Below are 24936 nucleotides of genomic sequence, written 5' to 3' on the forward strand. Positions count from 1 at the left end.
ATTAATTATCACCTTTTATCAAATTCTACTTTACAAAGATGCAACCCCTCCCAAGGTTTTGTGTTACAGCATTTCAAATGATTGTTATAGAATTCCAACACCTTTACGAGCCCTATAAAAAAGCCTTAAGACCAATGGTTTTAAGGCTGTTACAACTATTTTTTTTTGTTGAAATAAACTTTATTCGGGAAGATAGATTGTAAAGGTGGCGCCTAATTGCAATTGGCTTTCCGCAAAGATAAACCCCTGATGGTTATCGACTATTTTCTTGCAGATAGAGAGGCCAACGCCCGTGCCGGAATACTCGTGTTTGTTATGGAGCCTATTAAACAATTCGAATATCCGATCGGCATATTTCTGTTCAAAACCTATACCGTTATCTGAGACCGTTATTTTATGGTAATTGTTTTTGGGCACTTTTATCAAATGGGCTTCATCTTCAGAATTAACCTTTCTGTAGGCAATTTTAATTACCGGCACAGTATCTTTTTTACTGTACTTTAACGAATTGCTGAGTAAGTTTAAAAACAATTGCTGTATTTGAAACGGAATAGCCTGTAGTGTTGGGAGGGCATCGTTAGAGATCAGGGCGATCTTTTCCGAAATGGTCTCTGCTACATCTTGCTTTGCGTTTTCCAGGATTTCATTCAAATTGGTTGTTACAAATTCTTTATCCGGTTTATTGGTTCTAGAAAACTGGAGCAAATCGTCTATGAGCAAACGCATTCTGGTGGCGGCCGAGGTAATGCGCTGTAGATATTGAATTCCGGTACTTGAAAAGTTTTTGGATTCCTTGTCTTCCAACCTAGAAATAAAGGTCTGTATTTTTCGCAGCGGTTCTTGCAGATCGTGGCTGGCTACATAGTTGAACTCGGATAGCTCTGCATTGTTTTTCTCCAGTTCCCGGTTTCGGTCTTCAAGCTCTAAATAGTTTTTGATCTCGTCTGAAATATCGGTAATGTTTCCAATGATTCGCTTTTCGCCATCTTCACCTATCAAAAGTTTACCGTAAGATTTTATATGCTTTATGGTGCCGTTTTTTTGAACGATCCGGTAGTATATAAATGGCAAGTCCTCATTCACCATCATATACTCTACGTCTTTATTGAACTTTTCTTTATCGTCTGGATGCACAAACTCTATAAAATCCTTTAAGGTTGGTTTAAAGGCCGCAGGTTTTTCGCCCAATACGCGATAAAAATTATCTGAAAAAGTAAATGTATTGGTATTAACGTGCCAGACCCAATTACCATGTTTCCCAATGGTTTCCAATTGAATAGTGGCTTCCTTAAATATGGATAATTGGTTATTGAACAACTTAATATTTTTAAAATCGTTGCTTATCCTATTGTATGAAATTATGATTAACACCAAGGTAAACAACAACAATAAATACAAGAAAAGCGGCGTAAACTGCAAATTACTTTGATATTGTTTGTTGTGCTCTTCAAGTAGCTTATTTTCAAGGGCAACCATCTCATCAACTTTTTGCCGAATGGAATCCATGATTACTTTTTCTGCAAAGAAATTGGACTTGAATTCCTCAGTCAATGTTAGCTCGTTTTCTATAAAAGCATTGGTTTGTGTGAAATTGTTGAATAAGGCATCAATATATTTACTTAAGGTTTTTAAATTTTTTTCTTGGGCCTCACTGTGGCTTGCTATTTCTTTTAATTCGGCAAAAGACTCATTAACCTTTTCTCTGGCGGACAAATAGGGCTCTAAGTGTGAAGCATCTTTTGTTAGTATATAGTTTCTGTGACCGTTTTCGGCATCTTTTAAATACGAAATTACCTGCTCTAACTCTACATTCACTTTATAAGTGCTGACCACCAATTTGGTGGAATCTGTTAAATTAGAAATATGCTTATAGGTAAACCCGCCTATTACAAGAATAAGAAACACGCTAACCAAAAAAACGATTCTTAAAAATAAAGCTGATTTTGAAAATACTTGTCCCGCCATCACAGCCTCATTAAAAAATTGTCTTTATTTAAACTGTTGGTGTGGTATTGCCAATTGATGGACACGACATCCGAAAGCACCTTTTTAAGTTGTTTAAAGCTGCTTGGTTTTTTTATGTAGATGTTGGCACCTAGCACAAAGGTTTCTTCAATATCTTCCTCGGAGGCGGAAGTTGAATAAATAACAACGGCAATTTCAGCCATTTTACCATTGGCCTTAATTTCATTTAAACATTCCATGCCGCTCTTTTTGGGCATATTCAAATCCAAAAAAAGAACGTGCGGCAAAACGGCATCGGGTTTGTTCAAATAATCCATGAGCTCTACCCCATCGTTAAAGGTATTTACCTTGGTGTTCATGTTAAGCTCTTCAAAAGCATCGGTAAAAAACAGTCGGTCATCTTCATCATCATCAGCAAGGATAATATATATATAATCGTTCGGCATAAGTGGGTTTGTAAGTTCTGGTTAGTTTTTTTGTTGTGCAATACTTCTCCTTTTTAAAATAATGCGCTGGAACGCCGAAGGTGTAATGCCGGTAGTGTTTTTAAATTGTGTGCTTAAGTGCGCCACACTGGAATAGTTGAGTTTAAAAGCAATTTCGGTTAAGCTTAGATCGGTACTTAACAATAATTGTTTGGTGTATTCTATTTTTTGGATGATGATGAAATTTTCAATGGAGGTGTAGGTAACTTCTGAAAATAAATTTGAAAGGTACCCATAACTGTGCTCTAATTTTTCCGATAGATACACAGAACTTTTAACGTTTACATTAGAATCTTCGTTAAAAACCATATCTGTGATGGCGTCTTTAATTTTTTGGACCAAGATGCTTTTTTGGTTTTCCACTATTTCTATACCATATTCATTCAAGGTGACATTCAAGGCTCCATAGGTTTCGGCAGACACTTTTTCCAACAATTCCACCTCTCCAAAAGCCAAGGTTCTGTATTTTATGTTGAGTTCGGCAAGTTTTGTTTCTAAAACTTTTTTGCAAATACTGTTAAAATCGAACTTTAAAAATAATTTCATATACACTTTTAATTAATGTAAAGTTAAGAAAGGATTTTGTTTTAACCACAAAATTATTTTAAATCATGAGTATTTAGCTTTCCTAAGGCTTTTCCATTTTTTTAAACGAAGTCTCGCTCTACTTTGAAGATGCTTATCTACGGGTTCGCCTATAAGAAACCCGTAGGCTTCGTACCCTGGCGTACTGTCGAACAGTATTTTTAAAGTGGCGGTAATGGGCAGTGCCAAAATCATGCCTGTAATGCCCCAAAGCATAGAAAACAGTACCAATGATGAGATGGCTACAAACGCATTGACGCTTACTTTAGAGCCGGTAACTTTAGGGGTAATAAAATTGCCCTCCAAAAATTGAATGAATCCAAAAACGCCAATAACGCCTATGGCGTACCACGCAGAATCTTTGGTTGCCAAGGCAATTATGGCTGGTAACAACGACCCAATAATAACCCCTATGTAAGGAATTAACAATAAAAAGGCTGCCAAAAACCCGAAAAAGAACGGATTTCCTATTCCTAAGGCCAACAATCCCAAACTGTTTAAACAACCAACTATGAAAATGACAGTAATTAGACCCAACAAATAATTTTGCTGTATTTCATAGATCCGGTTCAAAACATTATTTATAAATGATTTTGATTTTGATTTGAATGCTTTATATATAAAAGTTCTAAAAAAGGCCCTGTAATACAGAAAGAAAAATACGTAAATGGGAATTAAAACCAAATCGCTTATAATACTGCTGGATTCCGTTAAAAGAATAACTATTTTATCCAGGTTGGCTTTTATAATGTTTTCGGCTTTCAGATCTTGCTGGGAAAAAAGGCGGTTATTACCTATGTTGAAGGTATGCTCTAAACTGTTTACGGATTTTTGGAACAGCTCTCCCAATTTTTGGGAGTAAAGCTCACTATTGTCCATAAAATACATTAACCGTGAACTGATTAAAAAAAAGACCAATCCTACCAAAAAAATCAAGGCTATTACACAGGTAAGTGTTGCAAACAACCTATTGCAACGCCATTTTTTTTCGAGGAACCTTTGAAGAGGGAATACCATAACGCTAAGAATGATAGCGAACAGAATGGGGACTATAAAAGGCTTCAATATATATAATATAAAAACCACGGCAATAAGTGCCAATAAACTTAAAGCACTGTGATTGACGTGTTTTTTTGCATTCATATAATACGTTTAGATTCCGGTTCTTGCTTGCCGACAGGCATGTTCACGGAAATGGCAAATTTAACAAAAACCCTGGAGTAGAGCCTCTAGGGTTTCTTTCTTTGTTAAAAAAACTGTCTAGAGATTACAAAGCACGATTCACTAACCAACCAAACAACCCACTTGTAACCAATTCTAGACAGTATTTTTTTATAAATTCAGGAATTATTATATATCAGAAATAAGAGTATGTATTTCTTCTTTAGTCTTTCCAAGCTTTTCTTGCAACCTGCCAACCAACTCATCTTCTTTTCCTTCTGAAAACAATAGATCATCATCCGTTAGTATCGCATATTTTTGTTTTAATTTTCCTTTTAACTCGTTCCAATTTCCTTTAATCTGTGTCGTGTTCATATTGCAAATTTTATTTGATGTATCTATTTCCTAAGCATCCAGCCTTTTGATATTAATTTTTCTCTGTGATTCCAATGTCTGTTTTATAAATACTGTTCAATATTTTTTTCATTTTTTTCCGCCTAAAAAACCAATAAGTATCGCCACAAGCCCTAAACCTATTATTATAAAGGCATTTGTATTATCTTGTTCTTTAACAAGGTCCAAATCGCCAATACTTAATTGGGTTTCCGGGATTATCATGGCATAAATACCATAAACCAATAATCCTACCCCTACTACCATTAAAATGGTTTTTATACTTTTGGCCATAACTTTTAATTATAAAATGATACGTTTATCTTACCATTGATACAAAGGTAGAATGGCAGTAAGCCTTTGGCGTTACACAATTATGGCCGATTATTATAGAATTTTAATAGGACGTTTATTTTGGAAGAAAAACAACTTTCTTTAACCATTACTTATTTATTACACAGGGATGCACAGAGGCCCACAAAGGTTTTTTCTCGCAAAGGCGAAAGGCGCAAAGGCGCAAAGCATAACGTAACCTTCTGAAAACTGGGACTGGGACTGAGTTTAATTTTCCGGAAAACCATTTAAGGACAAGGTTTCGAATTCCTTTTTATCGTTTTCAAAAACGAAGAACACTTTAAGTTCTGGGTGTGTTTTTAAAAAGGATTTTACTCTCTCAATCCCCATGGCTTTAAAGGCCGTGGCATACCCATCTGCCATCATGCAATTTTCAGCAATTACCGAAACACTCAATACATTTGTTTTACTGGGATATCCTGTTTTAGCATCAATAATGTGGGCATATCGATTCCCGTCTTTATCTACTTTAAACTTTCTATACGTTCCTGAAGTTGCCATGGCCACATCGTTCAGGGAAATAGCTTTTAAAATAGATTGTGTCCCATCAAAATGTGGCATTTCCACGCCCACTTTCCAAGGGGATTGCTTTTCTAGGTTTTTTCCTCTGGCCCTAATTTCGCCACCAATTTCAACTAAATAATTCTTGATATGTTTACTTTCTAAAAACTCTCCTATCACATCAACACCATAGCCTTTTGCTATGGCATTAAAATCTATAAAAGCACCTTTGGGCTTGCTGATTTTGTTATCTATCAATTTCACTTTGTCCAAACCCACCGAAAGCATCAAACTATCTATTTTTAAACTATCCAAATTGGCTATTTTTCCTTCCGGTCCAAAATCCCAAGCATTTACAACAGCTCCTATAGTAGGGTCGAAAATGCCTTCCGTGTTTTTATAAATTTCTTCCGAAGCCTTAAAAACATTAACAAAATGGGCATCTACAACATTGCTTTCATTTCTGTTTAATTTTGAAATATCAGAATTGAATTGATAAGTGGACATGGATTTATTGAGGACATAAAACAAACTGTCAAACTGTGTTTCGTAGTTAATGTCGGAACCATAAACCACATGATAACCGGTTCCAAAAACAGATCCTGAAAGTTTAGTGTTTTTTATTTCTTTTTTACAGGAAATAAAAACACTTAACAACAGGATTAAAAAGGGTAATGAATGAAACGATTTCAAATTACTAAATTTTATTTGTCTATTTTCTGTCATCTATTTTCTTTCGTCTTTTTGTTCAAGCATCAGTCTTCCGTGATTGGTCTTCATTCTAATTCAAATTGGTTTCTAAAACCTGTATGCCATTGTACTCCATCAGATAATCCTGATTTAAGTAAATAGGCTCTTTTTCGCCATCAATATTACCAATGCCAACACCTGCATAAAGCACTTTGGCATCTTTTTCCCTAGCATGCTTTTTAAAGGCTTCCATCCAAATAACATCATAATTATTAGGATTATCAGGTAAAATAACAACGCGAACAATTACAAAATAGTATTGTTTGTTTTTATCGATACATACAAATTGCGGGTGCTTTTTTAGTTTACTGTTCACGGCAATGAACTCGAAACCACGTTGCTCTAAATCTTTACCAACATGGTTCATGGCTAGATTATGTAGTTCTTGTTGTGTAAGTGCTTTGTTCATAGTGCAAAAATAAAATAAATGTTTTTAATGATGATGACATTTTATGATTGTTTCGATGTAATTAAAACCATTAAATAATTTCATTATGAGTCCTTTTAATAAAATTAGTAAAAATATTCATTTTTTAAAATCTATAAAAACCACTATGGTTTTGTTGATACTTGTATCTGCCTGTAAAAAAGAGGACGATATTCTTGACGAAGAGTTTCCAGTTTTCGGAACGTGTGAAGCTGTAAATCCTAAAGGCAATCTTAGTTTTATAGATTTAAGCAAAGGAATATTTACTTATGAAACTAGTGGAGGTGGCAAAATAGTAATGGACCAATATTTACTTACTATCACCCATAAAGATTATCCTGGTTTTTCAATACAATTTTGGGGTATAACGCATGAGAATCTGAATGCCAAACAGATAAAGGATTTTTCAACTAATCGGCGATCTTTAATTTTTCCTGATGGAACCAAAATCACCATAGTTAACGGTAATCTTGATGATTCTAGAATATCTATTGACATTCGAGAGAATAATGATTACCACCACATTAACTCTGTTTGTAAAACACTGGAATACAGTGCCGTCAATTCTCCGTATGCGCAAAAACTCGATGATATGCTAGCTGACGGTGAAACATGCACATTTGAATTTACTGAAACGGGACTGCTCTTTCTAAATATATATACGGAAGATACTGTTGGCATAAAAGTGGAAAAGCGTGTGCCACTTGGTGAACTATTCAAGAATGAACCTAATATGGTTGCTGATTATTGGCCATAATGTAAAGGAAGTATCTATTCTAAAACCTAATGAGTGATGACATATTTATTAATTAGCGATGTATAATAAACAACCCTTTAATATTTGAATTTTATGTTGTGTTTATTATAACACATCTAATTGATATAAACCACAGCATACATTAAAATAATTCACTATGAAATGTAAAGATTTATTTATTCTAATTATCAGTGCCAGCAGTTTGCTGCTTATAAGCAGTTGCAACAGCCAAACAAAAACTAGCACTAGCAATAACACATCTAATAATTCAGGAAATTTACCTAAGATGAATACAGAATCCACAAAATATATTGCTGGCAAAGACTATACTGAATTTGTTAGGGCCAGGATATTGGATAAAGTAGGATTTCAACAACCGGTAGAAGCGTTTAGCCTTTTAATCCCTCAAAACTGGAAATTTGATGGAGACATCATGTGGAATCCACCAGGTAGCACTTGTGCAGGAAACAATCTTAAAATGAAAGCTGTTTCTCCCGATGGCAAGTATAGTTTTGAAATGCTACCCAATTACATGTGGAGTTTTATTAGCGACCCCCAATTAGCACAATTTATGCAACAACAACAATATCCAAAATACTGTTCGTTTGGTGAGCCTATGAATGCAGACGCTTATTTTAAGAATGTTTTCATCCCTAATGAACTAAGAAATCCGAAAATAGTAAGCATAAAAGAAAGCAGTAGCGGGGTAGAATCTCTAAAAGAAAACGGCGAGAAATCAAGGCAAGAAATGATACACTATGGTGCCAGTCAAGTAAACTTTTACCCAAGCGGCATTAATGCGAATGTAAAGTGGGATAATGGCTCTGAAGCCATCGTTTTATGCGGGGTAATTATTATGGAAACCACAATACCAAATAATTATAACGGCACGTATAGCAAAAGTTTTACAAGTGTGGCATCAGAACGGGTTGTATTTATGTACCCAGCGGGTGAATATGGAAAAGCTGCAAGTATGCTTAGTGTTGTTATGGGGAGTATAAGAACCAATCCTTCATGGAAAAATACAGTAGATAATTTCTGGCGAGAGGTAAGAGAACAAAGCAACCGTGTTAATATTGGTAGAATAAGCATGATTGATGAACAAACCAGACACATGGGTGAAAACGCCATTAAAAAAGGGAATGCCAATTTAAATGCCATGGATGCCAATATGCGTAGTTGGGAAGCGTCTCAACAATCGCAAGATCGTATTCATACCAATTTTATAAAAACCATTCGTGAAGTAGAAAATTATAGGGATGAAACAGGAAAAGTAGAAATGGTTTCAGGATACAATCATGCTTGGAGCAGAAGTGATGGCAGCAGTTTTATTATGAGCGACAATCCTAATTTTGATCCTTCCTCAGTTTTTCAAAATCAAAGATGGAAAGAAATGAAAAAAGTAGACAATTAACGATTTAAATATCCAAACCTAACATAAATAATTATGAAACTATAAAATATGTAAAAAGACGAAAAGCACAAGAAAGCTTTAGAAATAACTTCAATAAAAAATTAATTAATTCAAAATCAAACACATGAAAAAACAAATTTTACTTATTACAATTATTTTAGGACTTATGACATCATCCTGCTCGAAGAATGATGATAACCAAGATTCTAAATTTCAAGGCACATGGACAGGAACTTACACTGGAGCCCAAGACAATGGAAGTTGGACAGCCAATATTGATACGAATGGCAAAGTAACGGGAACCACAAGCTCAACTGTTTATAATAATTCGCTGCAGCTAAATGGAAACATATCCTCAAGTGGTGAATTTATCGCAACTGCTGGCTCTGCTTCCAACGGCGCAGAATTTAATGGACAAATGACTACTACATCTGTCACTGGAACATGGTCTAATACCACCGCAGGAATAAACGGGACTTGGAGCGGGAACAAACAATAGCTTTTATTTGAGTTAGTCAAAAAACATGCACGTATTCCATTATAAATTAAACCTATAAAATAGTGCATGTTTTATATTTTAAAAACGCTACATAAAAATGATGATATTTTACAACTAATCCGATGAACATAAAACATATTAAATAACCAATTAAAAATGAAAAAAATGAAAAAATTAAGTATCGCAATCGTAATCATTTTAGGCTTTAGCCAATTAATGAAAGCTCAAGACATTAAATTTGGCGCAAAAGCCGGTTTAAATTTGGCAAACATGAGTGGTGATGTAGAAGACAATTCTATGAAACTCGCATTCCATCTTGGTGGCATGGCAGAAATTAAAATTTCCGAGCAATTTGCCGTACAACCAGAATTGCTTTATTCTGCCCAAGGCGCCAAATTTTCTGATGGCACGCTGTCCTTAAACTATCTTGCGCTTCCTGTTATGGCAAAATATGCTGTAACCGAAAATTTCAGCATTGAAGCAGGCCCTCAATTTGGCTATTTATTATCAGCCAAAGCAAAAGACACTTCTAATGATAATAGCGAACCCACCTATGAAGCTACAGCTAAAAGTAGCTCAAGTAACAAAGCACAAGCAGTACAAGCGAATTCAAGGGATATTAAGGAAAATTTCAAATCGTTTGATTTAGGATTAGCATTGGGAGGAAGCTATCTTTTAGGCAACGGTATGAACGTGGGCGTTCGGTATATTATGGGCTTATCAAATACTCCTAAAAACGACGATGGTGATTTTAAGTATAAAAACTCAGTTTTTCAATTGTCGCTAGGCTATTATTTCAATTAAAACCAAGAGCATTTTTAGCTTCAACTTTTCAAATATAAAACACGTTTAAAAGTTGAAGCTATGATGACATTTACCAGACAAATCGATGTTCTAAAAACAGTTAATAATTATAAAAATGAATAACTCAATTATCAAACAAATTAAAAAAGGATTGCTTTTACTGTTAATTTTTATTACCACATTTTTCTCTTGCAGTAAAGATGATAATAATCAGGAAGAAGAAGAAGATCCTACAGGACTTACCGTATATGTGGCAGGTTATGAAAATAAAAACAATGATTTTTCAAGTCCAACCTATGCCAAACTTTGGAAAAACGGCAAATCTACCAACCTTACGGATGGCACAAAATCTGCTACAGCACAAGCTGTATATGTATCAGAAAACGATGTGTATGTAGCTGGAGAAGAGCTAATTGGTTCAAAATACATCGCTAAAGTTTGGAAAAATGGGGTAGCTACTAATCTTACAGATGGCTCTAAAGGCGCTAATGCTTATTCTGTTTTTGTATCAGGTAACAACGTGTATGTAGCTGGTAGTGAAGAAGGATCTATTGGATTTAATGCCAAAGTTTGGAAAAATGGTATCGCTACAGATCTTTCAGATGGGGAACAGTCGTATGCAAATTCTGTCTATGTTTCAGAAAACGATGTGTATGTTGCTGGCGTACAATTAAATTTAACAACCTTTATGGCAGTGGTTTGGAAAAACGGTGTGGCTACTAAACTTACAGATGGTTTAAAAGAGGCGACTGCAAAATCTGTATTTGTTTCAGGTAACGATGTATATGTAGGCGGTTCAGAATATGTTAACAACACTTCCAATCAAACAGCCATTGCCAAAATATGGAAAAATGGCGTAGCAACTAATTTATCTGATGGTATAAAACCAGCGTATATAAATTCGGTTTTTGTTAAAGATAATGATGTGTATGCTGCTGGTTTCCAAAGTACGGAAAATAATTACTATTCTAATTTCATGGCTGTGGTTTGGAAAAATGGCGTACCCAACTATCTTACAGATGGTACCTATTATGCAATAGCAACTGGTGTTTTTGTAGTAGGAGATGATGTTTATGTATCTGGGAGAGAACAAAGCGGAGTAAATGGAACCGATATCGCCAAAGTTTGGAAAAATGGCGTAGCAACTAATCTTACAAATGGTAACCAATTAGGAAGAGCATACTCTGTTTTTGTAAAATAAACTGAATCAAAAAAATATATAAAACTAAAATAATTTTAAGAACGATTTGATTGTCCTGAAAATTTGTATATTCCCTTTAGCTATTAAGGTATGGGGGAACTACACAAACTAGACAATCAGTCTCAACTTATTGTTGCAATAAAAACGAACGATTCGGTTGCTTTAAAAGCGCTGTATATATCAAATTATGCAAAAATCGAATCGTTGGTTTTAAGCAACAGTGGCACTAAAGAAGATGCCAAAGATGTCTATCAAGATGCCTTTATTGTTGTTTGGAACAATATAAAAAATAATACGTTTATTCCATTGAACGAATCAGCCATACAAGGCTATTTATACACGATCGCAAAAAATAAATGGATGGATATTATAAAATCATCTCGATTTAAAAAAACAAAGTCAACTTATGAAGAAAAATCATTTGCATATAAAAGCGATGAAGTACATGAAGACGATTCATCAAACGAAAAAATGAAAGCAACGATGGATGCCTTTAAAAACTTAGGAGAACCCTGCAAACAATTGCTCACTAGTTTTTATTATGAAAAAAAGACTTTAAAAGATATAGCTTCAGCATTAAATATTGAAGAAAATACCGTAAGAAATAAAAAATACCGTTGCATGGAAAAATTGCGCACCATGGTACTGCCCCAAAAAACCTAAATAAAAGTGAAAGATAACAGCAACATAACCCAAGATTTATTAGAACGTATTGAACGATATTATAACGATACGATGCCTAATGATGAACGTGAAGCATTTGGAAATAAACTTCAAAGTGATGAAGCATTCAAAACTCAGGTTGAAGATGTAAAAACCTTACTACTTGGTATAGAAACACAATCTTTAAAAGAGCAAATGGATGTCTTTCATTTAGATGTTCCAGAACCAACTACAATATCTAAATCGTCAAAAATCAAATTATTAAACTTCGCAAAATACGCCGTTGCCGCAATTTTAGTGATTGCTTTAGGCCGTTATTGGTTTTTTGGAACGCCTACTAACGAAAAACTTTACGCTAAATATTACACTCCAGACCCTGGATTACCAACAACTATGAGTGCCTCCGATAATTTTGAATTTTATGATGCCATGGTAAATTACAAACATGGCGACTACAAAATCGCTATTTCCAAATGGAAAAAAATTCAACAAAAAAAGCCTACTAACGATACTATTAATTACTTTTTAGCGGCTGCTTATATGGCTAACAATAATATAGAAAATGCCATTCCACTATTTAAAATAACAACTAATAAATTCAAAAGTGCATTTAAAAATGATGCTAATTTCTATTTAGGATTAGCCTATTTAAAAACGAATAATAAAGAGCAAGCTATTAAATATTTAAAATTAAATCATTCAGAAAAAAGTAATGAGCTACTTGATAAATTAAAATGACAATATGCATAAATTTAAACTAACATACCTCTTACTTTGTTTTAGTTTAAGCTATATTTCATTTGCTCAAAATACACATTTAGAAAATTTAAAAACGTTAGACCAATTATTAAGTGATAAAAAATTCACACAAGCTCAATCCGTTTTAAAACAAAATATCGACTATTTAAAATCCAAAAAATCATACTATCTCTTAACAGATTATATTTATTATACTGGCAAAATTAATCTTCAATTAAAAAATCCAACAGCTGCTACAACTTATGTAAATACGTTTATAAAATCTATAACCGATTTAACAGATTCTATAAAAGTATTACGACAGGTAAAATTAGAATTAAGTACATATTATGAACTTATTGGCGACTCACAAAAAGCCTATGATGCCAATTTGGATGCGCTAAAGTTAACTTTTAAATGGAGCAAAACTACACCAGAAGATTATGGTTTAATTGAAAATAACCTTGGGACTTTAGCAAATAGAAAGGGGGATTTAAACTTAGGGTTAAGGCATCATAGAAAAGCTCTTAAATATTATGAGTCCTTCCCAAAAACAAATAAAAAAAGCTTATATATAATCTATAACTCGCTTGGAGGCTCGATGTGGAACGTTTCCAAAATTGACAGTGCCCTTTTTTTCTATCAAAAAGCTGAAAAGACATTAAAATCTATGGAAACAAACCCCATGAACTCGTATTATAGACCTGCCTTACTCAACAATAATATAGCAGGAATTTATGGAAGTCAAGGCAATTTAGAAAAAGCATTGGAAGCTATGAAGCTAGCCATAAACTATCTTAATCAATTTATTAAAACGGATGCTTCTGATGCAAAAAAAGAAAGAGCCAAAGAGTTTTTGTATATGTCCATTGAAAATTATGCAGGTATTTATAAAGATATTGGCGACTTTGAAAAAGCAAAAGAGCTTATTGAATATTCGTATAAAGAAAAACAAAAACACTTTGATGTTAACAACCCTGAACTATACAAAGCAAAAATTTTATTAGGCCAAATATATTTATCATTAAAAGATTACAATCTTTCAGAATCCTATTTAGATGCTGGTATTTCTCATATCAAAAAAATAGATAAAGGCAATAATTACTGGTCTGCTGATGCGCACTATTCTAAAGCTATTTTAAATGAACAGTTAGGAAAGGTTGACACTGCAAAATATTATTATAAAGTAGCTGAACGTCTTTATGAAAACTCTTTAGATGGTGCATATGATGAATTATACTTGGACTTTACATTAAAAGCTTCACATTTTTATGCAACACATCAAGAAAAAGAAAAAGCATTATCTATATCTAAAAACGCATATAATTACATACTAAAAAACCAAGGTTCGACAACATCATTTGAAATTCAACAATGTTTAAATCTTGGAGAGATTTATTATGAATTAGGCGATTTTACCAAGGCTTTAGAAAAAGCATATTCCACAGAAAAATTATTAAAAAAAAGATTACCTACTCAAACTAATTCATCAGATTCCATTGAAATTACCCTATACAAACCACAAACCATACTATTAAAAACACAATCGGCATATAAACTTCAAAACCAAAAAGACGTTTCATTCTTAAAAAAAGAATTTAAAGCTATTAAAGAAGCTATAACAATTATAGAACACCAAAAAACGTTAATTGGCGACGATACTAATACATCTATTTTGATTGAGCAAAATTCTAAAATTTTTGAATTTTCAAAACTATTAGCATTAGAATTATATAAAGAAACAAAAGACAAAGCCTACCTAAATGAGGTTCTAAGTTTACACGAATCAATTATTTATAATCGTATACGAGCAAGATTAAATTCTAAAACCTCAATTACATACGCCAATTTGCCAAAAAAGATATTAGAACAAGAAAAAGCAATTAAAAAAGATCTAAAAATCACCTTAAATGAAACTGATAATATTGATGCCTATATAAAAGCCAATGAGAAATGGAATTTATACTTAAAAATGCTAAAGAATAACTATCCAAAGTATTACAAATTGCGGTTTGCCTCTATTTCTAAATCATTAAAAGATATCCAGCAAAAACTTCCGAATAACACCACTGCAATTAGATATATTTATACAACTGAACAATTATATGCTGTAGTAATATCTAAAAATGACACAAAACTATTTAAAATTAATCAAACAAGTGTCAAAGAACAGATTTTAAAACTAATAGATGAAAAATCATCCTTCAAAAATAATTTTTCCATTTTGAACAACCTCTATACAACCCTATGGAAGCCTTTTGAAAATCAAATTAAAACCAATAATGTTGTTATAATTCCAGATAGAGATTTATTTAATTTAAATTTTGAAATGCTAACAACAAAAGTTATAACATCTAATAAAGAATTAGCAATTAGTAGTTTATTGAAAAAATATACTATTTCTTATAATTATAGTCTATTTTTAATTGATAACAAAATTAAAATAATAGGTTATAAAGATAATTTTGTTGCCTTTGTTCCTGAATTTAACGATAAAATGAAGTCAGATTACAAAGTTTTAATTCAAGATTCTTTATCGTTAGACAAAACATATCTCACACTTTTGCCGCAGCCTTTTTCAAAAGATTTAGCTCAAAATTCAACACGATTATTTAGTGGCATTTCTTTTTTAAACGAAAAAGCTTCGAAACAGATTTTTACTAATGAAGCCAAAGAGCATAAAATTATTCATATTGGCACTCATGCCGAATCAAATAATATATCGCCAGAATTATCTCGATTAGTATTTGCAAAATCTTCAGATTCTATAAATGATAATTACTTATACACTTATGAAATTTATAATGAAAATTTAAGTTCAAATCTAGCCATTTTAACTGCATGCGAAACAGGGAAACCCACCTATCAAGCGGGTGAAGGCATGATATCTTTGGCCCATGCTTTTAACTATGCCGGTAGCGAAAGCATTTTAACAAGCTTGTGGAAAATTGACGAACAATCGAGTGCTAAAATCATCGAGCTGTTTTACCAAAACATTAAAAAAGGATTGCCAAAAAACAAAGCGTTGAAACAAGCTAAACTCGATTACCTTGCCACTGCCGAAGGGAGGACGTTACACCCACAATATTGGGCTGGTTTGGTTTTAATTGGAGACACTTCTCCTATTCAATTACAATCCAATTTAAGCTTGTTTTTATGGATTGCTGGCGGTTTGCTCGCTATTGTATTGATTGTGTTATTTTTAAAAAAACAAACCAAAAACAAATAATTTCCATATTGCTTCACATTAGTCATTCATTTTCTTCTATTTCTTTTACTTTAAAAAATATAATTTGTCATTAATAATCATCCCATTAAAAAAAGTTTAACTTTAAAATCTAAATCTAACTTTTTTCATATTAAAAGAGATTCATCTATTTAGTAGATTACTTCTATGACACACCAACCAACTTCAAAAATAATGGGTCTTTTTTTAGGGCCTATTTTATTTATCTCCATTCAATTATTACCATTCGATATCATTTCCAACAAAGCAGACACGGTTATAGCCACTGCCTTATGGATGGTTTGCTGGTGGATTACCGAAGCGGTTTCAATTTCGGTTACCGCCTTGTTGCCTTTATTATTGTTCCCGGTTTTTAAAGTGATGCCCATCGCCGATGTAGGTGCCAATTACGGAAGTCCCATTGTATTTCTGTTTTTTGGCGGATTTGTTTTGGCCCTGGCATTGGAAAAAGTAAACCTTCACAAACGCATCGCCTTAAACATTATTAAAAAAACAGGCACCACGCCCGATAAAGTGATTCTGGGTTTTATGATAGCTACCGCTTTTTTGAGCATGTGGATAAGTAACACGGCATGTGCGGTTTTTATGCTTCCCATTGCGTTATCGGTCATACATTTACTTATTGACGATGCCGATGGTTTTACCAAAAACGAACAAAATTTCGCCATTAGCGTGATGCTAGGCATTGCATTTGCCGCCAATGCTGGCGGTATCGCCACCGTTATTGGTACACCGCCTAATTCCATCTTAATCGGACTCCTGGAAAACGAATATCAGATAGAAATTTCCTTTTTCAAATGGATGCTTATTGGGTTGCCATTTTCAACTGTTTTGATTGCCGTCATCTATTTTGTTATGGTAAAATGGATATTCCCAAGTAAAGATTTAAAATTTAATGCTTCCAAAGAGGTTATTGATTCCGAAATTAAAAAACTAGGAAAAATGACTGCAAAAGAAAAGCGCGTTTTAACCATATTTGGCATCACCGTTTTTCTTTGGATTTTTAGAACCGTGATCAATTCAATTATTCCCAATCTGGATTTATCGGACACTATGATCAGTATTTTTGGCGCATTGGCACTTTTTACCATTCCGTTCAATTTGAAGAAAGGCGATTTTATTTTACAATGGAACGACACCCAAAAACTGGCTTGGGGCATTTTAATTTTATTTGGCGGTGGTTTGGCATTGGCAAACGGCATGTCTGAAAGCGGCATAGTGGATATGATAGCAACGAGTATATCAAATAGCAATATCAGTATTTTACTAACCGCAACGTTGTTAATAGTTTTGATGCTATTTTTAACGGAGTTAATGAGCAATGTAGCCTTAACCGCTGTTTTGGCACCTGTTGTGGCAGGTATCGCCATTGGGTTAAACATCCCAATCCTTTATTTGTTAATTCCGGTAACCATAGCCAGCAGTTGTGCGTTTATGCTTCCAATGGCAACACCTCCCAACGCCATAGTGTTTGCCAGTGGCTACCTTAAAGTAAGCGAAATGGCACGGGTGGGTTTGATCATCAATTTAATATCGGTTATTTTATTGGTGATTATGTTTAAATTTTTCGTGCCACTTGTTTTTTAGAAATTTAATTTTTTAGGAAAAGTCCAAATTTTTCAATAAATTAGGAAGAAAATCACAACGCTATGAAAACTTCCATAAGGCTAGATGCGGCCATAAAAAAATTATATAACGCCTTTCACAACAACACTTTGCACCCAGAATGCTGTACGCAATGTGCCGTTGGAAATATACTTGATAATAAAGACAGTTGGAAACATTTATCGGACCAACACGGTGCTTTGCAACTAAACTATGTTGGCAAGGTACACCAAGCCTTGGGGCGTACTTTTAATGGCTATTCCCCCATGGAATTATTGCACATTGAAATAACTTTTTTAAAGGCTTGCGGGTACACCGTACCACTTTACCATAAAAACAAGAAGCCTAAAAACCCCACCGATAAAGATGTGTTGTTTAATGGCCTTTCGGCTGTCATTACTTATTTATGTTGCTTAGATGGTGTTTCAAACATTATGGATTACACAAAATTGTTTGAATACAAACAGGATAAAACAAGTTTTGAAACTGCGGAAACAATAGGATAAAAAACAGTGTTTTTCTTGTACCGTTTTAAAAAGCAGTATTCTTTTTAAGTAATGTATGGATGTGTTCCGATTGCCTTAAAACCCAGCTTCAGAATATTGGTATTGGTAATGCACTTTCAAAATCGAGCGACTTTGCGAGGCATCAGACAAAAAAATTATCAAGCGATATTGTTGACAATTAAATTGAATTTGAAACTGAAAATTTGAAAATATGGATTGTCCCCTAGAGGGGACTTTAGGCGTGTTTTTAAAATTTGAGTGATATTTAATTATATTTGAAAAACAAACATATAAAATACTTGTCAATGGTAGCGATAATACTAATTTCATTGATTTTCTTTTATAAACCAAAGTTACATTTACTAAAGGACTTTTAAAAGTGATTAAAAAATGAAAATATAACACTTGATTTTGTGAGAAAAAAAAGATATATTCGTTTTGACTGTTTACATATAAAATTAAAAACTGATTTTATCTTTAAATCATGCGCAAATGGAGAAAAACATTCAATACAGGAAAATGACGATTAAATGAACTCCATTGCTTTCATAGATACAGAAATTGACCCGAAAAGCAAAAAGATAACTGATATTGGTGGGATTAAAGACAATGGCAATTCTTTTCATTCAAATTCTATTTTAGGCTTCATTAATTTTCTTAATGGCACTCAGTTTATTTGTGGCCATAATATTTTCAACCACGATTTAAAGTATATTCATAATGCGTTGATTGACGCTGGGGTTAATATATCAAACGCCATTGACACCCTATATCTTTCCCCCTTACTATTCCCTACAAAACCTTATCATGCTTTACTTAAAGACGACAAGCTACAAACAGATGACATCAATAATCCGCTTAATGATTCAATAAAAGCAAAAGACCTTTTTTTTGATGAAGTAGCCGCTTTTCAACAAACTGACGAAAAATTAAAACAGATTTTGTACTTACTGTTGCATGACAAAAAAGAGTTTCTTTCTTTTTTCCGTTTTATTGATTACAATTGCAAGCATACAAATCTTGAAAAATCAATACAAGAAAAATTTTATTCTGAAATTTGTGAACAAGCCAACCTAACAAAAATAATTTCGGAATATCCAATTCAATTAGCTTATTGCTTAGTCCTTATAAATTGCAGAAATCGATATTCAATTACCCCACCCTGGGTACTAAAAAATTATCCTGACGTAGAAAAGGTAATGATTGCTTTAAGAAATAAACCATGCCTTACGGGGTGTATGTATTGTGACCAAGCACTCGACATTCATCTGGGACTGAAAACATATTTCGGTTTTGATTCTTATAGAACTTATGATGACGAACCTTTACAAGAGAAGGCAGTTAAGGCTGCGATTGATAATACATCCCTTTTAGCCGTTTTTCCAACAGGTGGAGGCAAATCAATTACATTTCAAGTCCCTGCTTTAATGAGTGGAGCTGCAACAAAAGGCTTAACCGTTGTAATTTCTCCTTTGCAATCCCTTATGAAAGACCAAGTTGATAACCTTGAAAAAAGCGGAATTACCGAAGCGGTTACCATAAACGGTTTGCTTGACCCAATTGAAAGAAGCAAGTCTTTTGAAAGAGTAGAAGCTGGTTCTGCCTCTATACTTTACATTTCGCCAGAATCATTACGTTCAAAAACAATAGAACGACTATTATTAGGAAGAAAGATTGTTCGTTTTGTAATTGATGAAGCACATTGTTTTTCTTCTTGGGGACAAGATTTTAGAGTTGATTACTTATATATAGGCGATTTTATAAAACAAATCCAAAAAAAGAAAAATCTTGAAGAAACAATTCCAGTTTCATGCTTTACTGCAACTGCCAAGAAAAAAGTAATAGAAGATATTAGTGAATATTTCAAAGAAAAATTATCAATTAATTTAGAAGTTTTCCGTTCAAAAGCCACAAGAACCAATTTAAAATACAAAGTTTTCGAAAAGGAAAATGAAGAAGACAAATACAATGCAGTTCGTGATTTGATAGAAGAAAAAAACTGTCCAACAATAATTTATGTGTCTCGAACACGAAAAGCTTATTTATTGGCTGAAAAATTAACTCAAGACGGTTTTCAAGCAAAGCCATATCATGGTAAAATGGACAAAAATGAAAAGTCGGCAAACCAAAATGCTTTCATTGCTGGTAAAATTCCTGTAATGGTTGCTACTTCTGCATTTGGAATGGGAGTTGACAAAAAAGATGTTGGAATGGTAATTCACTACGACATTTCAGATTCATTAGAGAATTACATCCAAGAGGCAGGTAGAGCGGGACGAGATGAAAAAATAACAGCAGATTGTTTTGTGCTTTTTAATGAGGAAGACCTTGGTAAACACTTCATATTACTTAATCAAACCAAACTTTCCATTAAAGAAATACAACAGGTGTGGAAAGCAATAAAGGAAATAACAAGATTTCGTAACACTGTTTCCAATTCAGCATTAGAAATTGCTAGGAAAGCAGGTTGGGATGACAATGTTGTTGAAATTGAGACAAGGGTAACAACAGCCATTGCTGCACTTGAAAATGCAGGTTATTTAAAAAGAGGGCAAAATATGCCAAGGATTTTTGCAAATAGCATTTTGTCAAAAACAGCACAGGAGGCTATTGATAAAATCAATGCTTCACAAAGGTTTGAGGAGAAACAAAAAGAAAAAGGCATTAGGATAATCAAGAAATTGATTTCGGGAAAAAACAGAAAACAATCAAACGATGAAGTTGCAGAATCGAGAATAGATTATATTTCAGACCACCTAGGGATTGTTAAGGAAGAAGTAATAAATATTGTGAACCTTCTTCGTGAAGAAAAAATTTTAGCAGATGCCAAAGATTTAACCGCTTTTATCAAGAAAGGTGAAAACATAAATCGTTCATTAAATATTGTTGAGTCATTTAGCAAAATAGAAAATTTTCTTTTGCCATTGTTTGAAGAAAAGGAAAAGACTTTTCATATAAAAGTGCTTAATGAAAAAGCCGAGGAAAATGGCTGTAAAGATGCAACACCAAGCAAAATTAAAACGCTTATTAATTTTTGGGCAATCAAAAATTGGATTAAGCGACACAGCACGGGATATTCTAATAATCATGTTGTAATACTTTGTATTCAACCAAAGGAATCTTTGAAAGAAAAGTTAGAAAAACGGCATGAGATAGCAAAATTTATAGTTGAGTTGCTTTATGAAAAAAGCAATAAAAACATGGTTCAAAATGATACAGAAGAAATATTGGTTGAATTTTCTGTTCATGGATTAAAGGAAGCTTATGAAAAACGGATTCAACTCTTTAAAAGGGACATTTCAATTGAAGATATTGAGGACACACTTTTCTACCTTTCAAGAATTAATGCCATAAAAATTGAAGGAGGGTTTCTAGTCATTTATAATCGACTCACAATTGACAGGGTTGAGCAAGACAATAAGAAAAGATACAAGAATGACGATTATCAAAAATTAAATCAGTTTTATGAGAATAAAATTCAGCAAATCCATATCGTTGGTGAGTATGCCAAGAAAATGATTGGTGATTATAAAGGGGCTTTACTTTTTGTGGATGATTACTTTCAATTGAATTACAATTCATTTCTCAATAAATATTTTCCTGGCAGTAGACAAAATGAAATAAAAAGAAATTTAACCCCAGCCAAATTCAGGCAATTGTTCGGTTCATTATCTCCAATACAATTAGAAATCATTAAGGATAATGAAACAAAATATATGGTTGTTGCCGCGGGTCCGGGGAGTGGAAAGACAAGAGTTCTAGTCCATAAATTAGCATCACTGCTTTTGATGGAAGATGTGAAACATGAACAACTATTGATGGTCACATTTTCGAGAGCGGCAGCAACAGAGTTTAAAAAGCGTTTACTTGAACTTATTGGTAATGCAGCCAATTATATAGAAATAAAAACTTTTCATTCTTACTGTTTTGATTTGCTTGGGAAGGTTGGAAGTTTGGAAAAGTCTGATGCCATTTTAAAAAGCACGATTGAGAAAATAAAAAATGGAGATGTTGAACCTAATCGAATAACAAAAACTGTTTTGGTTATTGATGAAGCACAGGATATGGATGCCGATGAATTTGCTTTGATAAATGCCCTAATTTACCAAAATGAAGACATGAGAGTTATTGCCGTTGGTGATGATGACCAAAATATTTATGAATTTAGGGGTGCGAGTTCAAAATATATAGAGCGTTTTATTACCGAAAGGAATGCCGTAAAACATGAACTGATAGAGAACTATAGAAGCAAACATAATTTGGTTGAATTCACAAATAGTTTTGTAAAAACGATTAGCCACCGATTAAAACAAATTCCTATTATTGCTAAACAAAAAGATAATGGGAATATTAAGTTAGTGCGTTATCAAAATGGAAATCTTATTTCCCCTTTGGTACAAGACATACTTTTAACCGAATTATCAGGAACTACTTGTGTATTGACAAAGACAAATGAAGAAGCATTACAAATTACAGGTTTGTTGTTAAAAAACGGAATGCAATCAAAGTTGATTCAAACCAATGATGGTTTCAGTCTTCAAAATCTTAAAGAAGTTCGGTTCTTATTGAATCAAATTAATTTAGGGGATGATGTATTTATTATCACTGACGAGGTTTGGGAAACTGCAAAAAGGAAACTAAGAAATAAATTCCAACAGAGTTCTAAATTGGAAATATGCAATAACATCATTAGAGATTTTGAAGCCACCAATCCAAAGAAGAAATACAAATCAGATTTGGAAGTATTTATACGGGAATCCAAACTTGAAGATTTTTATAATGAAAATGGCGAAACAATTTTTGTCTCTACTATACACAAAGCAAAGGGCAAAGAGTTTGATAATGTTTTTATCATGCTTGAAAATTTCAACCCTTCAAGTGATGAGGCAAAACGACAACTATATGTTGCAATGACTAGAGCTAAACAAAACTTGACCATTCATTTAAATGGAAATTATCTTGACAACATAGACGCTGAAAACATAATTCTAAGTGAAGACCAAGAGGAACATTCACCTCCAAACCAATTAGTAATGCACCTAACCTTTAAAGATGTTTGGTTGGATTATTTTTCAACGAGGCAGCATTTAATTTCACAACTCACAAGTGGAGATGTTTTGACCATAAAGGGTGATGAATGCACAAACTCAAAAGGTCAATCATTATTAAAATTTTCAAAGCATTTTCAAAATATTATTGAACACAGAAAACAGGAAGGATTTCTATTAAAAGAAGTGAGGGTAAATTTTATTGTTTATTGGAAAAAAGAAGATGCTGAACAAGAAATACAAATTATTTTGCCCGAATTATTTTTTGATAGAACTAATTGAAAATCCAAAGAAACCTTTGAAAAAAAGTCGGAATTCTATATTAAAAACATAAGTACATGACAAAAATTGAAACATACATTTTTAAATGACTGATTGTCAATAGCTCTATAATATTTGGCGTTTCAGACCTGTCAGGTTTTTAAAACCTGACAGGTCTTGATTTCAGTAGGCTTAATAGAGTTTAATAAATGTTAATATAATTTTTTGTCATGTACTAAAATTAAAAACTTAAAGACTAATTCATCTGCGTTAGGGATTGGAGCGATATCCTTTTGGTTTTTCATGGGTAGGAAAAGACCTTTAAAAACAAATCCATAGATTTAATTGTGGATTTCTGCTTTCTCAGGAATGACAAAAAAGCAAAAGATTTAGCGTAAAGCCCGACCCGATAGGGTAACGCCCAACTTCACACTATTATTTCTGTATTTTTAATGAAGAGATTCCTGCCTACGCAGGCATTGCAAAACTACTCCTCTGCCCCTTGGTGCTTTGAGTAGTTTCTCCATTTTTCAATACATTGTACCATATCATCTGGAATGGGCGTATTAAAACTCATGAATTCTCCTGTTTTCGGGTGTTTAAACCCCAGTGTTTTGGCGTGTAGTGCTTGACGCGGCAATACCTTAAAACAGTTATCTACAAACTGTTTGTACTTGGTAAAGGTGGTGCCTTTTAACACTTTTTCGCCACCGTAGCGTTCGTCGTTAAACAGCGTATGCCCAATGTGTTTCATGTGCACACGTATTTGGTGGGTGCGCCCCGTTTCGAGCTTGCAGGACACCAAAGTAACGTAACCCAAGCGTTCTAAAACCTTGTAATGGGTAACGGCGGGTTTGCCTTTATCGGCATCATCGCCAAGAAAAACGGTGTTTTGCAATCGGTTTTTGGGGTGCCGCCCAATGTTGCCTTCCACGGTGCCTTCCTCGGCTTCCATATTTCCCCAAACAAGGGCAACATACTCGCGTTCGCTGGTTTTTTCGGCAAATTGTAACGACAAATGCGCCATGGCGTGTTCGGTTTTTGCAATCACCAAAAGGCCGCTAGTGTCTTTATCAATGCGGTGTACCAACCCTGGGCGTTCGCTGGAATTGTTTGGCAGGTTTTCAAACCTGTAAATCAAGGCATTAATGAGTGTGCCGGAATAATTCCCATGTCCTGGATGTACCACCATGCCGGCTGGTTTATTTACAACGAGCAAAGTGTCGTCTTCATAAACAATATCCAACGAAATATCCTCACCAACCAACAAATTTTCATGTGGTGGATGCGTGAACAATACCCGAATTTTATCGTGCGGTTTTACTTTGTAGTTCGATTTTACGGGTACGCCGTTTACAAAAATGCTTCCGTTTTTAGCGGCCGTTTGTATTTTGTTTCGAGTGGCATTCTCGACAAAATTCATTAAATATTTATCGATGCGAAGTGGATTTTGGCCTTTATCTACGGTAAACGCATGGTGTTCGTAAAGGTCGCTTTCATCATCAATAAAATCTGGTGTATAATCTTGCATGGTAAAAACTATGGAAAACCACAGTAGTTTTAACTATAAGT

Annotated in this window: 20 protein-coding genes; 11 read left to right on the forward strand and 9 right to left on the reverse strand. The window is 33.7% G+C overall.

Features of this window, described 5'->3' with window-relative positions; all coding sequences use genetic code 11:
* Window positions 1-180: 180 nt before the first annotated feature.
* The 8 genes from ACU1LP_RS02255 to ACU1LP_RS02290 all read right to left on the reverse strand — a co-directional run bounded on the left by ACU1LP_RS02255 (window position 181) and on the right by ACU1LP_RS02290 (window position 6603).
* On the reverse strand, window positions 181-1965 hold the full coding sequence (locus tag ACU1LP_RS02255) for a CHASE3 domain-containing protein (RefSeq protein WP_445735448.1): 1785 nt from the start codon (window positions 1963-1965) through the stop codon (window positions 181-183).
* Window positions 1965-2411: a response regulator gene (locus tag ACU1LP_RS02260; protein ID WP_445735449.1), complete on the reverse strand. Its 447-nt coding sequence runs from the start codon at window positions 2409-2411 to the stop codon at window positions 1965-1967. The genes ACU1LP_RS02255 and ACU1LP_RS02260 overlap by 1 nt, the downstream gene beginning before the upstream one ends.
* 21 nt (window positions 2412-2432) lie before the next feature.
* Window positions 2433-2996: a helix-turn-helix domain-containing protein gene (locus ACU1LP_RS02265; protein WP_445735450.1), complete on the reverse strand. Its 564-nt coding sequence runs from the start codon at window positions 2994-2996 to the stop codon at window positions 2433-2435.
* Window positions 2997-3059: 63 nt separating this feature from the next.
* The gene (locus tag ACU1LP_RS02270) at window positions 3060-4178 is read right to left on the reverse strand and encodes an AI-2E family transporter (RefSeq protein ID WP_445731110.1); all 1119 of its coding nucleotides are present in this window, start codon (window positions 4176-4178) and stop codon (window positions 3060-3062) included.
* Between the two features lie 207 nt (window positions 4179-4385).
* Complete coding sequence (locus ACU1LP_RS02275) at window positions 4386-4571, reverse strand: CsbD family protein (RefSeq protein WP_445731109.1); 186 nt, start codon at window positions 4569-4571, stop codon at window positions 4386-4388.
* 108 nt (window positions 4572-4679) lie between these two features.
* Window positions 4680-4883 (reverse strand): hypothetical protein, encoded by a 204-nt coding sequence (locus tag ACU1LP_RS02280; protein WP_445731108.1) that lies wholly within the window; start codon window positions 4881-4883, stop codon window positions 4680-4682.
* 267 nt (window positions 4884-5150) lie between these two features.
* On the reverse strand, window positions 5151-6170 hold the full coding sequence (locus ACU1LP_RS02285; RefSeq protein WP_445734384.1) for an FAD:protein FMN transferase: 1020 nt from the start codon (window positions 6168-6170) through the stop codon (window positions 5151-5153).
* Between the two features lie 55 nt (window positions 6171-6225).
* The gene (locus tag ACU1LP_RS02290; protein ID WP_445731106.1) at window positions 6226-6603 is read right to left on the reverse strand and encodes a Na(+)-translocating NADH-quinone reductase subunit F; all 378 of its coding nucleotides are present in this window, start codon (window positions 6601-6603) and stop codon (window positions 6226-6228) included.
* An 85-nt stretch (window positions 6604-6688) separates the two neighbouring features.
* Between ACU1LP_RS02290 and ACU1LP_RS02295 the strand changes: the two genes are divergently transcribed.
* The 11 genes from ACU1LP_RS02295 to ACU1LP_RS02345 all read left to right on the forward strand — a co-directional run bounded on the left by ACU1LP_RS02295 (window position 6689) and on the right by ACU1LP_RS02345 (window position 23385).
* Window positions 6689-7378 (forward strand): hypothetical protein, encoded by a 690-nt coding sequence (locus ACU1LP_RS02295; protein ID WP_445731105.1) that lies wholly within the window; start codon window positions 6689-6691, stop codon window positions 7376-7378.
* A gap of 157 nt (window positions 7379-7535) precedes the next feature.
* The gene (locus ACU1LP_RS02300; protein WP_445734385.1) at window positions 7536-8792 is read left to right on the forward strand and encodes a hypothetical protein; all 1257 of its coding nucleotides are present in this window, start codon (window positions 7536-7538) and stop codon (window positions 8790-8792) included.
* A 166-nt stretch (window positions 8793-8958) separates the two neighbouring features.
* Complete coding sequence (locus ACU1LP_RS02305; protein ID WP_445731103.1) at window positions 8959-9291, forward strand: hypothetical protein; 333 nt, start codon at window positions 8959-8961, stop codon at window positions 9289-9291.
* A gap of 165 nt (window positions 9292-9456) precedes the next feature.
* Window positions 9457-10095, forward strand: a complete 639-nt coding sequence (locus ACU1LP_RS02310) for a porin family protein (RefSeq protein WP_445731102.1) — start codon at window positions 9457-9459, stop codon at window positions 10093-10095.
* A gap of 115 nt (window positions 10096-10210) precedes the next feature.
* Complete coding sequence (locus ACU1LP_RS02315) at window positions 10211-11296, forward strand: hypothetical protein (protein ID WP_445731101.1); 1086 nt, start codon at window positions 10211-10213, stop codon at window positions 11294-11296.
* A gap of 90 nt (window positions 11297-11386) precedes the next feature.
* Complete coding sequence (locus tag ACU1LP_RS02320; RefSeq protein WP_445735451.1) at window positions 11387-11959, forward strand: RNA polymerase sigma factor; 573 nt, start codon at window positions 11387-11389, stop codon at window positions 11957-11959.
* A gap of 6 nt (window positions 11960-11965) precedes the next feature.
* Complete coding sequence (locus ACU1LP_RS02325) at window positions 11966-12697, forward strand: tetratricopeptide repeat protein (RefSeq protein WP_445735452.1); 732 nt, start codon at window positions 11966-11968, stop codon at window positions 12695-12697.
* Between the two features lie 670 nt (window positions 12698-13367).
* Window positions 13368-15926 (forward strand): CHAT domain-containing protein, encoded by a 2559-nt coding sequence (locus ACU1LP_RS02330; protein WP_445735453.1) that lies wholly within the window; start codon window positions 13368-13370, stop codon window positions 15924-15926.
* A gap of 165 nt (window positions 15927-16091) precedes the next feature.
* On the forward strand, window positions 16092-17531 hold the full coding sequence (locus tag ACU1LP_RS02335) for an SLC13 family permease (RefSeq protein ID WP_445735454.1): 1440 nt from the start codon (window positions 16092-16094) through the stop codon (window positions 17529-17531).
* A 62-nt stretch (window positions 17532-17593) separates the two neighbouring features.
* On the forward strand, window positions 17594-18055 hold the full coding sequence (locus tag ACU1LP_RS02340) for a Na(+)-translocating NADH-quinone reductase subunit F (RefSeq protein ID WP_445735455.1): 462 nt from the start codon (window positions 17594-17596) through the stop codon (window positions 18053-18055).
* A 530-nt stretch (window positions 18056-18585) separates the two neighbouring features.
* A complete protein-coding gene (locus ACU1LP_RS02345) occupies window positions 18586-23385 on the forward strand; it encodes a RecQ family ATP-dependent DNA helicase (RefSeq protein ID WP_445735456.1) in 4800 nt (1599 codons plus the stop codon).
* A 466-nt stretch (window positions 23386-23851) separates the two neighbouring features.
* Here the strand turns inward: ACU1LP_RS02345 and ACU1LP_RS02350 are convergent, their stop codons facing one another.
* Entirely contained in the window at window positions 23852-24895 is a 1044-nt protein-coding gene (locus ACU1LP_RS02350) for an RluA family pseudouridine synthase (RefSeq protein WP_445735457.1), read from the reverse strand.
* Window positions 24896-24936 lie beyond the last annotated feature (41 nt).

This window comes from Mariniflexile sp. (assembly GCF_052728615.1).

Coding starts and splice junctions, on each gene's coding strand:
- ACU1LP_RS02300 (WP_445734385.1), top strand. CDS start 7,536: ATGAAATGTAAAGATTTATTTATTCTAATTATCAGTGCCAGCAGTTTG.
- ACU1LP_RS02345 (WP_445735456.1), top strand. CDS start 18,586: ATGAACTCCATTGCTTTCATAGATACAGAAATTGACCCGAAAAGCAAA.
- ACU1LP_RS02350 (WP_445735457.1), bottom strand. CDS start 24,895: ATGCAAGATTATACACCAGATTTTATTGATGATGAAAGCGACCTTTAC.
- ACU1LP_RS02305 (WP_445731103.1), top strand. CDS start 8,959: ATGACATCATCCTGCTCGAAGAATGATGATAACCAAGATTCTAAATTT.
- ACU1LP_RS02315 (WP_445731101.1), top strand. CDS start 10,211: ATGAATAACTCAATTATCAAACAAATTAAAAAAGGATTGCTTTTACTG.
- ACU1LP_RS02285 (WP_445734384.1), bottom strand. CDS start 6,170: ATGACAGAAAATAGACAAATAAAATTTAGTAATTTGAAATCGTTTCAT.
- ACU1LP_RS02340 (WP_445735455.1), top strand. CDS start 17,594: ATGAAAACTTCCATAAGGCTAGATGCGGCCATAAAAAAATTATATAAC.
- ACU1LP_RS02270 (WP_445731110.1), bottom strand. CDS start 4,178: ATGAATGCAAAAAAACACGTCAATCACAGTGCTTTAAGTTTATTGGCA.
- ACU1LP_RS02280 (WP_445731108.1), bottom strand. CDS start 4,883: ATGGCCAAAAGTATAAAAACCATTTTAATGGTAGTAGGGGTAGGATTA.
- ACU1LP_RS02265 (WP_445735450.1), bottom strand. CDS start 2,996: ATGAAATTATTTTTAAAGTTCGATTTTAACAGTATTTGCAAAAAAGTT.
- ACU1LP_RS02310 (WP_445731102.1), top strand. CDS start 9,457: ATGAAAAAATTAAGTATCGCAATCGTAATCATTTTAGGCTTTAGCCAA.
- ACU1LP_RS02255 (WP_445735448.1), bottom strand. CDS start 1,965: ATGGCGGGACAAGTATTTTCAAAATCAGCTTTATTTTTAAGAATCGTT.
- ACU1LP_RS02260 (WP_445735449.1), bottom strand. CDS start 2,411: ATGCCGAACGATTATATATATATTATCCTTGCTGATGATGATGAAGAT.
- ACU1LP_RS02320 (WP_445735451.1), top strand. CDS start 11,387: ATGGGGGAACTACACAAACTAGACAATCAGTCTCAACTTATTGTTGCA.
- ACU1LP_RS02335 (WP_445735454.1), top strand. CDS start 16,092: ATGACACACCAACCAACTTCAAAAATAATGGGTCTTTTTTTAGGGCCT.
- ACU1LP_RS02290 (WP_445731106.1), bottom strand. CDS start 6,603: ATGAACAAAGCACTTACACAACAAGAACTACATAATCTAGCCATGAAC.
- ACU1LP_RS02330 (WP_445735453.1), top strand. CDS start 13,368: ATGGAAACAAACCCCATGAACTCGTATTATAGACCTGCCTTACTCAAC.
- ACU1LP_RS02295 (WP_445731105.1), top strand. CDS start 6,689: ATGAGTCCTTTTAATAAAATTAGTAAAAATATTCATTTTTTAAAATCT.
- ACU1LP_RS02275 (WP_445731109.1), bottom strand. CDS start 4,571: ATGAACACGACACAGATTAAAGGAAATTGGAACGAGTTAAAAGGAAAA.